Origin of the sequence: Maribacter arenosus (assembly GCF_014610845.1) — a bacterium.
GTDB classification, from domain to species: domain Bacteria; phylum Bacteroidota; class Bacteroidia; order Flavobacteriales; family Flavobacteriaceae; genus Maribacter_A; species Maribacter_A arenosus.
Window position 1 is genome coordinate 228,571 of sequence record NZ_JABTCG010000004.1, and the last position, 11,541, is coordinate 240,111.

Sequence of the window (11,541 nt, forward strand, 5' to 3'; positions counted from 1 at the left end):
ATGTTTTTAAAAGAGTTCGAAGTACGTTGGAACGATATTGATGCCAATGGCCATTTGGGCAATTCGGCTTATACTAATTTTATGAGTCATACCAGAATGGCCTTTTTGATGGAACTTGGTTTAGGACTTGGGGTTCTGGTCAAAAACAAAATAGGGCCTGTGGTTTTTTATGAACATATGTACTATTTCAAGGAGGTTTTTCTTGGGAAACCCATCAGGGTATCCTTGGAGGTTAAGGGGATGAGCGAGGATGGTTGTTTCTTCGAATTCCATCATAATTTTTATGACAGTAATGGCAAAAACGTCGCCCATTGTGAAATGATGGGCGCATGGATCAGTCTGGAGTCAAGACAGCTTATACCCCTTTCGAAGGAGTTGTTACAGCGCTTTAAACAAGTTGATAAGCCTGAAGGCTTTCGTGTTCTAACCAAGGATGATACTCGTAAGTTTGCGAAAAGACCAAATGATTTATAGCTTGTCATTCCGAGGCACGAGGAATCTTTCGTAATTTTTGAGGATGGATACTGAGGGATATCATGTTTATCATATTTATATAATTACCAATTCTACAAAATCCGTGTTGTATACTGGAGTAACCAATTATTTGGCAAAAAGACTTTATCAGCACAAAGAGAATATTACTTTGAAAAGAGAATCTTTTGCCTCAAAATATAAATGTAAACATCTGCTCTATTATGAAAAATTTACATGGATTCAAGATGCAATTGCCAGGGAGAAAGAAATTAAAGGGTGGCGTAGGCAAAAGAAATTGGATTTAATCAAAACTATTAACCCCAATTTAAACTTTTTAGAGTATCTATTTCCTTTCCCAAACAATCATTAGAATTCTGGCAAGTTATTGTTTAGATTCCTCGTGCCTCGGAATGACAAACAACTAGGCTTTATTGCCTCACTTTTCTACTTGACAAATACACTCCGATAAATACCAATGAAGCTGCAACAATTTTTATCGTGGTCAACGTATCCTTACCCGTAGCGAGCGCATAAAGAATGCCAATGAGTGGTTGCAGATAAACAAAAGCGCTCAAGGTAGAGGCCTTTAATTGGGTTAGTGCAAACACATTGAACAGGTAAGTAAAAAAGGTTGTCCCGATAACCACAAAGGCAATACGCCAAATGATTTCAAAGGGTAAAAGCAACCATTCGATTTCTAAAAACTCCTGGTAACCAAAAGGGAGGCAAATAAGAATACCTAATGAAAACAACCATTTCATAAATGTGAATGGGTGGTATTTCGATATCAATATTTTGGCCAGTATCAAATAGGTGCCATAGAAAAAGGAATTTAATAAAATCAGAAAATTCCCGAGGGGAATATTCGGGGCATCCTGCCGTAGTTCATTACTGAATAAAATCAAACCCAAAGCCCCAAGAAGCCCGATAAAAATCCCAAATACTTTTCTTCCAACTATTTTTTCCTTGATCAATACGGAAGACAATATCAAGACGATGATGGGGGTGGTGGTTATTAGTACGGCACTATTTATAGGTGTTGAAAGGGATAAACCTTTAAAGAACACGAGCATATTTACCCCCATACCGAAGATTGCGCATACGAATATCCGCAGATAATCTTTCTTTTCGATTTTCTCTTTGGGTCCCCAAAGAGAAATAAGCCAAAAAAGTGCCGATGCACCCAAGACCCTTAGTAACACAAAGCCAAAAGCGCCTACATAATTGGGCATAACACCTTTGGCGATGGTATGGTTTAGTCCATATATGGTGGTCGCCCCAATGGCTGCAAGAATAGCTAAGGTTCGTTTGCTCAAGGGTGGATTGTTTCTTTCGCTGCTTCAACCACCTTTTTACTATTGCCTATAAAGATCTTATCATTGAACAGTATTACCGGTCGTTTTAAAAAGGTGTAATGTTCTAGAATCAACGTTTTAAAATCCTCTTCGCCTAGTTTTTTAAGGGCCAGTCCTCTTTCTTTATAAAGTCGAGCCCTTTTACTAAAAAGGGATTCATGACTGCCGGCCAAATCTTTCATTTCCTTAAGTTGGGCAGTTGTGATCGGTTCCGATTTAATATCCTGTAGGTGAAAATCCTCTAACGGATCCAATTCTTTCAGAATCCTTTTGCAGGTATCGCAGGTGCTTAGATAATATATTTTTTTCATAGGACGCAGGTTTCAGGTTCCATAATGGATTGTCTTACAAAGAAACCCAATTCCTTTTAATTGTGCTATTTTTAGCTATCTTGTTATTTATAATCGACACGTTAGACTTGTAAAACAACTTCCTTTTGAAAAGACGTTCAGTAGGCCTATATCTTGTATTTCCTGCCTTGGTTTTGGGCATTTTCTGTATAGGTGGTTTAAGAGGTCAGGAACCAGAAGAAGCCATCATATATTCCCAGTTCGATATGAGCATAGGGCCTATCAATTCCGGGATTTTTGCCGGATTTGCTTATAAAGAGGAATTTAGGGTTTTGGGTCACAAACATAAGTTCTTTTATAGTCCCGATTTTCTCCTCGGTTCGGTAATCTATGACGGACAGTCATATTTCGGTTATGAAATGAAATATGATGTCTATGGGGACGAACTTTTACTGTATCATCCTATGGTAAACGGTTCTCAAGCTGTTCAATTGATCAAGGAAAGGGTGACGAGTTTTAAGATTGAAAGCCATAGGTTTGTGAACCTTCCCAAGCAGACGGGTAACGAATTGCCCGTTTCAGGATTTTTGGAAGTGCTCTTGGTCGGGGACCATTTCACTTTTTATAAAAAGCACAGAAAAAGGATTCTTAAAAAATCAGATCGTAAACTATTGTATCACGAGTTCAAGGATCGCAGTGCGTACTATATAAGTTTGGATAATGAATTGACCCAAGTGAAGTCGCTTGTCCATATAGTTGCACTTTTTCCAGAGTATAGAAAGCAGTTGAATGATATTGCAGTGAAATATAAGGAATTGAAAAAGAGTGATCTAGAGTATTATTTTACCGCGGTATTGTCTGATTTGGATATGATGGTTGACCCCAAAAAGGAAAAAGACCTATGAAGGGTAGCCTGAACATCCTTGCATTATTATCCCTCTTTCTTGTCTACGGACAAGAAAACGCAAAGAACTTTTCATTTGATTTTCAGAATATAAGTTTGGAGGAGGCATTGGAACAAGTACAGGCATCAACAAGTCATTCGATATATGTGGCTAATGAGTGGCTACAGGGTAAAAAGGTTACCAAGCAGTATTCGAACACTTTACTTGAGGATATACTTTCAGATCTTTTGGCCAATACCCAACTTAATTTTTTCATTTCCGCCGATGATCGTATTATCATTACCCAGAATAATCGAATTTACCCAGAATTACCTGAAACCTATTTTGGGGAAACAGAGATTATCTCGGGTGACCCTGAGGAAACGGATACCGGGCCGAACATATTTTTATCGGATAAGGCTTCTGAAACTAATATAAAGGTGGAGACCGTTCGTATCGGAAAGGAGCAAAAGAGCTATTCCCAAAAAAGGTTTAAACTTTCGGGAACCATAAAAAACGCAGCCAATAACGAACCGGTAGCGAATATGGCACTTATCGTACGTGCCTTGGGAATCGGAACAACTACCGACAATTTAGGAAGGTATACATTAAACCTACCCATAGGCCTCAGTGTTTTAGAAACCAGTTCCCTAGGGTATGAAAATACCATGACCAATATTATCATCTATAACAATGGTACGTATGATTTCAGCGTGGAGGAGAATTACGAGCTTTTGGATGAGGTAGTCCTAAAGGCCAATGCGATAAGCAATATTGATGATGCGACCACAGGAAATACCAAAATAGGGGCCGAGGAATCGAAGAATATTCCTTTAGTTTTGGGCGAACGTGATCTCTTGAAAGTAGCGACCACTTTACCAGGGGTCACCACTGCCGGTGAGGGGGCTGCGGGCTTTAATGTCAGGGGCGGAAAAACAGACCAAAACTTGATTCTTTTGGATAATGCTGTTGTTTATAATCCATCGCATTTTTTTGGAATTTTTCAGGCCTTGAACCCATTTGCCATTAGTGATGTCAATATCTATAAAGGTGCCATACCGGCTCAATTTGGCGGGCGATTGTCGTCTGTTTTCGATATCAGTACGAAAAATCCGGATACCGAGAAATTTAAAGGGGAAGTCTCTTTGGGCCCTGTCACGGCAAATGCTGTGGTCGAGATACCAATAATCAAGACAAAATCTGGTCTTATGCTGGGTGGTCGAGGGGCCTATTCCGATTGGGTGCTGCGTTCATTGAAAGATGTTTCACTAAAAAATAGTAGTGCTAATTTTTATGACGTGATGATGAAATACAACCATCAGATCGACGAAAATAACAGTGTTAGTGCCTCCGGATATTATAGCAAGGATGCCTTTAGTATTACCTCCGATTCGCTTTACGGTTATAGTAATCGATTGTTCTCATTAAAATATGACCATAAGTTCAATGAAAAAAATGCGGGAAGTTTAATCTTGACCAATAGCCAGTACAAATTCGATATTGATTTTGATGGGAGTGTAAACGACAATTTTTTACAGCAATATCAAATCGATGAAACCGAACTGAAGGTTCGCATGAAGTATCTGTTCAATGAGCAACATAATATTGATTATGGAATTTCCGGTAAGCTATACGGTGTACTTCCGGGACAGATAGAACCCAAAGGCTCCCAGGATATTATCTTACCCTTGAGTATTCCCAAGGAAAGGGGTCTGGAATCGGCAATTTTTGTTACTGATAGTTATACGATAAACAAGAGACTTTTACTCGATATCGGTTTGCGGTATTCTTTCTATACCGCTTTGGGGGCAAGTACTCAAAGGGTATATGAAGATGGATCGCCGAAAAGTGCGGGTACGGTAATCGACACCTTGACATTTGATAAAAATGAAGCGATAAAGACCTACGGCGGACCTGAAGTACGGGTTTCGGCACGTTATTTCTTGGGGGAGGATTTCTCCCTAAAGGCCAGTTATAATAATACCTATCAATTCATTCATACCTTATCAAATACGACTACGGTTTCGCCCATCGATACATGGAAGTTGTCCGATTATAATATCAAACCCCAACAAGCCAATCAGTGGGCCTTGGGAATCTATAAAAACTTGGATAACAACACCTATGAGCTGAGCTTGGAAGGGTTTTATAAGAGACAGAAAAACCTACTCGACTTTAAGACAGGGGCCAAGTTGATTTTAAACGAGTCTATAGAAACCGAAGTACTTCAAGGCAAAGGTAAGGCCTACGGTTTGGAGTTCTTTATTCGTAAAAATGCAGGCAAGCTCAACGGTTGGTTAGGGTATACGTATTCACGTTCCTTATTGAAATTGGATAGTGAATTTGGGGAAGAACGTGTAAACGATGGCCGGTATTTTCCCTCCAACTTTGATAAACCTCATGATTTTAGTCTTGTGCTCAACTACAAGTTTACCAAACGCTATAGCATATCGACCAACTTTCTGTACCAAACCGGACGGCCGGTTACGTTTCCGGTAGGCAATTATACTTTTGACGGGGCGGAGTATGTGCTATATAGCGACCGCAACCGATACCGTATCTCGGATTATTATCGGTTGGATATTGGATTGAACATAGAAGGAAACCACAAAGCTAAAAAGGCAGGACATAGTTTCTGGAATATTTCAGTGTATAATGTCTTGGGCAGGAATAATCCGTATTCGGTATTTTTTGTTTCGGATTCGGGTGAGATCAAAGCTTTGCAAAGCTCTATTTTCGCCATTCCCGTACCTTCAATAACCTACAATTTTAAATTTTGATACACAATTGACCAAGATCGCAACATATCGCCCATGTAAATTAAGTAGCAAGATTATATTGTTCTCATTTTTGCTGTTCTTGATTGGCTGTGTTGAACCTTATGAAGGGGAAGTTGCCGATTATGAGGATGTGCTGGTGGTAAATGCGAACCTTACGAATGAATTCACTCGACATGAAGTGCGATTAACTAGATCATATCGTTTCGAGGAAGACGGACCCCGTGCCGAATCCAATGCCAATGTAATGATTATTGGTGATGATGGTAGTCTGTTTGCTTTTGAGGAAACCGACCCCGGAACTTATCTTACTTTGGAAACTTTTGCGGCCCAACCCGATATTGCCTATTCGCTTTCCATTGAGACTGAAAACGGAAATTCATATGCTTCTGATGCCATGCAATTACCAAGCATGACAACCATAGAAAATTTGTATGCCGAGCTTACCACCAATGACGATGGGGAGGATGGCATTGGAATATTCGTAGATAGTTACGACCCCGGATCCCAGTCGAAATTCTATCGGTTTGAATTTGAGGAGACCTACAAGATCATAGTTCCATTTTGGAGCCCTTTTGATGCCGTAGTCGTTAGTGAAGGTGAGGATACGTTCTCTTTGAATGTGATTCTAAGGGAGCGTGAGGAGCAGGTGTGTTACGGAACCGACTCAGCCAAGGAAATATTGATCCAAAGTACATTAGGCTTAGCTGAAGATCGAATAACACGCTTCAATGTACGGTTCATTAAAAGTGATAATTATATCATATCACATAGATATAGCATATTGGTAAGGCAGCATGTCCAGAATCCGGAGTCTTTTGCTTATTATGAGACCTTAAGAGGGCTCTCAAAATCAGCTGAGAATATTTTTTCAGAAGATCAACCGGGTTTTTTAGGGGGCAATATTTCAGCTACCGATGGGTCTGGGGAGAATGTGGCAGGCTTTTTCGAGGTATCTACGGTGAATCAGAAACGGATTTTCTTTGATTATGAGGATTTTTATTTGGAGGAGGAAAAACCACCCCATAAAACAGCATGTCTTTTTGCAGCCCCCACCACTTCAGGTAGGTTGGGGGAAAGGGAATTGCTCAATGCCATTTACGAAGACCGGTTACGGTTTTATGATTACAATCGCAATCCGACACCGGCCATAGGTTCGGGTCCGTTTCTAATGGTTCGTCCAGAATGTGGCGACTGTACCGTTTTAGGAAGTAATAAAGTGCCTGATTTTTGGGAGGAATAATAAGATTATGAAGAGCGTAGTGTCCTTAGTGTTTTTGTTGTATATGATCGGTCTGCCGGTCAATGGGCAGTCTATTCCAAAAAGCAAGAAAGAGGCTCAGGGTTTTGCTGACATCGCCCCTGAAAACCTTTATGTCCATTTTAATACCACCCTCTTATTCCCGGCCGAATACATGTACTATAAGGTCTATTGTTTTGATTTGGATAGGAAACGGTTAAGCGAGATAAGTAAAGTAGCTTATGTTGAGCTGATTGGGGAAGATAAAAAGGCAGTTTTTAAGCATAAGGTGAGGTTGCATAATGGTGCTGGACAAGGTGATTTCTTTGTCCCGGTCTCACTCCCATCGGGCAATTATAAACTGATTGCCTATACGAACTGGATGAAAAACTTTGGGAATGGGCATTTCTTCGAAAATGATATAAGCATCATCAATCCCTATCAATCGGATCAAAAAGCGATTTTGGCCCCACCGGTCAAACAAATCGATAGTTTGAAGAATTCATTAGCAATCGAAGAAACGAGTGTCATGAATCTTTCCAATACAGTCCATAATAAAGTCGGACCAATAAAATTGAGGCTTGGGAAACGTACTTACACCAAACGTTCAAAAGTGACCTTGGTATTAAATACGGATAAAAATATTGATATGGCCTCAGGGGATTATTCCCTTTCGGTACGACAAATAGGAAACTTACCCCAGCACGACAGGATATATATGAATACCGGGTTGTTTTCAACCTCTGACATTGCAGGTTCCTTAGACGGGCGATTGCAATTGCATTTGCCCGAATTAAGAGGTGAACTGATTTCCGGTCGGGTAATTGCTACTAAGGAAGGAATATCGATTGCCAATCAAAAAGTGGCCATCTCTTTACCGGGTAAGGACTATCAATTCAAGATTGCCCAGACAAATTCCACTGGAGCTTTCTATATCAATCTTGACAAAGCCTATCCTGGTGAACAGGTGATTGTCCAAGCTTTGGGCAAAGACCGGTTTGGGCTTGATGTTGAGTGGTACCAACCTAGTTCGCCGGATTATTCACAATTGGAATTTAAAAAATTGAAAATAGATCAAGGTAATGCCGCAAGTATTCAAGAAAGAAGTATTCATAATCAGATTGAGAGTGCCTATTTTAAATTTAAGCCAGATTCGATTTTGCCTGCCACCCATGTTCTGCCATTTGCCGATCAAAATGTTCGAAACTATGATATGGTTGAATATACCGATTTTAAATCAGTTCGGGAGGCGCTATTGGAGATTATCAAGGCTGCATGGGTTCGTCGAAACACCGAAAATGAGGAAGAGATCGAAGTGAAGAGTATGGATTTGGTTTCTAACCCTGACCTTTTACCTTTGGTAATCGTCGATGGACTTATTGTCCAGGATCATGGCAGGTTATTGGAGTATGATGCCAGAAACTTGAGTTCCATTCGGGTCTTTAGGGATAAATATGTTTTTGGACCACAAATCTTCCAAGGGGCCCTTGTTTTCGAGACCAAGAAATCGAATTATACCCAAGATGTCAATGACCCATACATTGAGCGGTTTCAAATGCTCAAACCTCAGCTACGAAAGCATTATTTTACACAGCGGTATAACGCGGAAAGCGATTCGACAGCGTTCAGTTTACCCGATGACCGGTTGCAATTACTTTGGATGCCCGAAATGATAATGAATGGAAATGCAAATACCATTGAATTTTTCACCTCGGATGTTACCGGCGAATTCGAAATATGCCTAGAGGGGTTCTTGAATAGTGGTAAACCGGTTTCAATACGGGAAACTTTTTTTGTGGAATGACCCAAAACTATTCTTCCCTGGCCCAACCATTCGCCCAATCGGGAAAATCTGCCCTGTTTCCCGAGCCCGATGTTATACCCTCGGTATAGAAAGAAGTATTGGGACCTGTATAGTTTGTCTCGGAAAAACCTTCGTCCATAGAATCAAATTGAATGGTGTTTACCTGCCATTCCCCATTATCGATTCTTGAAGTAGCCACTGGGCCATCAATGTTGATTCCCAAGGGTAGGCTATTGGTATATAGGCTGTAGATAGTCCCGATACCGCCACCATGGTCAAAGAGCAATGCCCCTTCACTTACCGGGCCTAAGATGGAGACATTTTTGATAGTTCCCGCAGTAATGGGAGCAACTAATCCGTCAGTTGCATTATTGGAAGTTTTAATACCTGATTTCGCGTTGTTATATAGGTGGAATGAATCTGCATTCCCCATCCATCCATCCGATACGGTAACCCCATGCCCCTGGTGCCCGCTGGCAATAAGCCGTTCAGGATTCACGTTTCCACCATAAAAAACAAAACCATTGCCCTTACCCTTGAATGACTGTATATATTCCAGACTCGTTAAGGCTCCTGTACCAAAGAGGGTAATCCCATTGAAAGTCATTGTTTCCTCAAAGGATGACCCTGTATATTCCACCCTTAGGTATTGGATGGTACCCGAAGAATCTTCAATTTCATTACCCCCATAAAACAGGTCCCCTAATTCTGATCTCGCATTCCCTCCCTTATTGGTTGGCGCCTTTCCGCAAAGAATAAGACCTCCCCAATCCCCAGGGGCCGGAGTATCGGCATCCGAAGTAATGACAACGGGTGCATTGGGTTTTCCGTAAACAAAGATTTTACCTCCTTGTGCTACCGCGATATAGGCGTTAACATCTTTATGGGCCTTAATTACCGTTCCTTCCCTTATTTCAAGCTCGCCACCATCGCGAATGATCAAGGGGCCGATTAGCTTGTATTCCACCGTATTGTCAAGAATGACCCTTGAAACAATATGACCTTCCAATCCGTTTTTGGCTTCACATGTATTGGAACAGGCCCAACCACAATCAATCCCCGTTTCATTGCCATTCTGAATGCCATCGGAGCAATTGGCCACTTCACCTACAACTTCAATTGTAGTATCGTTGGAACATGAATGAAATAAGAAAAACATCATGGCCATTGGCGCGGTAAATAAAAAAAATCTTTTCAAGGGCTTTATACTTTTATATGTAGAAAAATACAACAAATTTGACGTACGACTTTGTTTCAAGGGTCTATAATTTTTCAGGTCCACACGATAAAAGTAACGATAGTTGTAAAAGTAGCTGAAGCTGGGTTACTTTAGGCAATCGAGTACTGATTATTCAATTAAATGGGATTCCCATTCCGCTTTAAAAGTTCTATTTTTATGCCCATATAAAAATCTACTATTGGAAAAGTTATTCAACATTACGCTTGAGAATCGAAAAATATTATATAAGGTCCTCACCAATACACCTGAAGAGCAATTATTGAAAATCCCTAGCGGATACCGGAACAATATCTGGTGGAATATTGCCCATGTCTTGGTAACCCAACAACTATTGGTCTATGCTTTGAGTGGTTTACCTATGAAGGTGCCGAAAGTGTTGGTCGATAAATTCAGGAAGGGTACCGTACCCGATGGTACTGCTACCAAAGAGGAATTGGATCTGATCAAAGGATTCTTGTTTTCCACCATCGAATGGGCACAGGAAGATTATGAAAAAGGCATTTTCAAGAATTTCACGGAGTATACTACCAGTGCGAATGTCACCTTAAAAGATATTGACGATGCTATAGCCTTCAATATGTTCCATGAAGGATTGCATTTAGGGGTGATCCTATCGCTAGAAAAGATGCTGCTGGGTGGGGCCTAGGATTACGATTTGATTCTTGTGGTCAAATAGCTTTTCACCTCGTTAAAGGGCAAGATCAGTTCAATGGCTCCATCGGCATAGGAAGCAACTTCATATTGGTTGTATAGCAAAACCAAACCCTCTTGGGTAAAACCAATATTTTCGGGGAGGTAAAACGTATCTTGCTCAAACATAAATCCAGTACTGTTTATGGCATCGTCTTGGGGAATAGCTTCTTGGATTCTAAATTTAGTCTCGGCAAAATGTTCAAAGTGCTTTCGGTCTTTGAAAAGTTCCCAATTTTCGATTTCAGAACCCTTACGTTTGTTGAAATTCAAGAACCGTCGGGTCGTATACCCGTGGGCACCTCCGGTGAATAGGTATGAATTAAGTGCAACCGTTAGAATATTTTTGTCCTCATAGGAAACAGTACCTGTAATTTTGGTCTCCCATTTCGCCGTTTCATCCGGGTATAAATTTTGCAACTCGTCAAACCCGTTTTTAAAGGATTGAATGGCTTCGGGTACGGTTGATGCTTTGATTTCGTCATCATAGACCAAAAGGGTAATCAATTCCTCCTCTAGTGCCGTATTTATGGTTTCTGCAAGCCTCGTACGATCTATGGCTTTTGGAATCTCGATGACTATCTGGGGGCATTTTTCGCACGCAGCGTCCGAAATTGTCAAAGGTTCGAAAGTAAGTTTACTTTCCTCTTTGCACCCTAGAAAAAGGAGTATACAAAGTATTAAGGATATTGAGGTTTTCATAAGTGTCTTGGGTTTCAAGGTGCTAAATTACAGCTTCATTGCAATCTCCAAAAGATAACGATACTTTTATATAGTAAATTATTAC

Annotated in this window: 11 protein-coding genes; 7 read left to right on the forward strand and 4 right to left on the reverse strand. The window is 40.5% G+C overall.

Annotated elements, in window-relative coordinates; all coding sequences use genetic code 11:
• Positions 1-474: an acyl-CoA thioesterase gene (locus tag HPE63_RS11935; RefSeq protein ID WP_188314503.1), complete on the forward strand. Its 474-nt coding sequence runs from the start codon at positions 1-3 to the stop codon at positions 472-474.
• A 43-nt stretch (positions 475-517) separates the two neighbouring features.
• Positions 518-844, forward strand: coding sequence for a GIY-YIG nuclease family protein (locus HPE63_RS11940; protein WP_188314504.1), 327 nt, complete (start codon positions 518-520; stop codon positions 842-844).
• Positions 845-902: 58 nt separating this feature from the next.
• Here HPE63_RS11940 and HPE63_RS11945 read toward each other — a convergent pair whose 3' ends face one another.
• Together HPE63_RS11945 and HPE63_RS11950 are read right to left on the reverse strand one after the other, a co-directional pair.
• Complete coding sequence (locus HPE63_RS11945) at positions 903-1,790, reverse strand: DMT family transporter (protein ID WP_188314505.1); 888 nt, start codon at positions 1,788-1,790, stop codon at positions 903-905.
• Entirely contained in the window at positions 1,787-2,140 is a 354-nt protein-coding gene (locus tag HPE63_RS11950) for an arsenate reductase family protein (protein ID WP_188314506.1), read from the reverse strand. The genes HPE63_RS11945 and HPE63_RS11950 overlap by 4 nt, the downstream gene beginning before the upstream one ends.
• Before the next feature lie 125 nt (positions 2,141-2,265).
• On the opposite strand from HPE63_RS11950, the gene HPE63_RS11955 reads away from it, so the two are divergent.
• Genes HPE63_RS11955 through HPE63_RS11970 form a run of 4 tightly spaced genes read left to right on the forward strand, consistent with a single transcriptional unit; the run spans position 2,266 to position 8,824 of the window.
• Positions 2,266-3,024 (forward strand): hypothetical protein, encoded by a 759-nt coding sequence (locus HPE63_RS11955; protein ID WP_188314507.1) that lies wholly within the window; start codon positions 2,266-2,268, stop codon positions 3,022-3,024.
• Complete coding sequence (locus tag HPE63_RS11960; RefSeq protein WP_188314508.1) at positions 3,021-5,783, forward strand: TonB-dependent receptor; 2,763 nt, start codon at positions 3,021-3,023, stop codon at positions 5,781-5,783. The genes HPE63_RS11955 and HPE63_RS11960 overlap by 4 nt, the downstream gene beginning before the upstream one ends.
• Positions 5,784-5,790: 7 nt before the next feature.
• Positions 5,791-7,023 (forward strand): DUF4249 domain-containing protein, encoded by a 1,233-nt coding sequence (locus tag HPE63_RS11965; RefSeq protein WP_188314509.1) that lies wholly within the window; start codon positions 5,791-5,793, stop codon positions 7,021-7,023.
• A gap of 7 nt (positions 7,024-7,030) precedes the next feature.
• Positions 7,031-8,824 carry a hypothetical protein gene (locus HPE63_RS11970; protein ID WP_188314510.1) on the forward strand — a complete coding sequence of 598 codons (1,794 nt, stop codon included), beginning with the start codon at positions 7,031-7,033 and terminating at the stop codon, positions 8,822-8,824.
• A gap of 7 nt (positions 8,825-8,831) precedes the next feature.
• Here the strand turns inward: HPE63_RS11970 and HPE63_RS11975 are convergent, their stop codons facing one another.
• Positions 8,832-10,022 carry a hypothetical protein gene (locus tag HPE63_RS11975; protein ID WP_188314511.1) on the reverse strand — a complete coding sequence of 397 codons (1,191 nt, stop codon included), beginning with the start codon at positions 10,020-10,022 and terminating at the stop codon, positions 8,832-8,834.
• A gap of 220 nt (positions 10,023-10,242) precedes the next feature.
• Here HPE63_RS11975 and HPE63_RS11980 point away from each other — a divergent pair, with 220 nt between their 5' ends.
• Positions 10,243-10,710, forward strand: a complete 468-nt coding sequence (locus HPE63_RS11980; protein ID WP_188314512.1) for a DinB family protein — start codon at positions 10,243-10,245, stop codon at positions 10,708-10,710.
• A gap of 2 nt (positions 10,711-10,712) precedes the next feature.
• Here the strand turns inward: HPE63_RS11980 and HPE63_RS11985 are convergent, their stop codons facing one another.
• On the reverse strand, positions 10,713-11,456 hold the full coding sequence (locus HPE63_RS11985; RefSeq protein WP_188314513.1) for a DUF3298 and DUF4163 domain-containing protein: 744 nt from the start codon (positions 11,454-11,456) through the stop codon (positions 10,713-10,715).
• Between the last annotated feature and the right edge of the window lie 85 nt (positions 11,457-11,541).

Coding starts and splice junctions, on each gene's coding strand:
- HPE63_RS11970 (WP_188314510.1), top strand. CDS start 7,031: ATGAAGAGCGTAGTGTCCTTAGTGTTTTTGTTGTATATGATCGGTCTG.
- HPE63_RS11950 (WP_188314506.1), bottom strand. CDS start 2,140: ATGAAAAAAATATATTATCTAAGCACCTGCGATACCTGCAAAAGGATT.
- HPE63_RS11985 (WP_188314513.1), bottom strand. CDS start 11,456: ATGAAAACCTCAATATCCTTAATACTTTGTATACTCCTTTTTCTAGGG.
- HPE63_RS11935 (WP_188314503.1), top strand. CDS start 1: ATGTTTTTAAAAGAGTTCGAAGTACGTTGGAACGATATTGATGCCAAT.
- HPE63_RS11960 (WP_188314508.1), top strand. CDS start 3,021: ATGAAGGGTAGCCTGAACATCCTTGCATTATTATCCCTCTTTCTTGTC.
- HPE63_RS11940 (WP_188314504.1), top strand. CDS start 518: ATGGATACTGAGGGATATCATGTTTATCATATTTATATAATTACCAAT.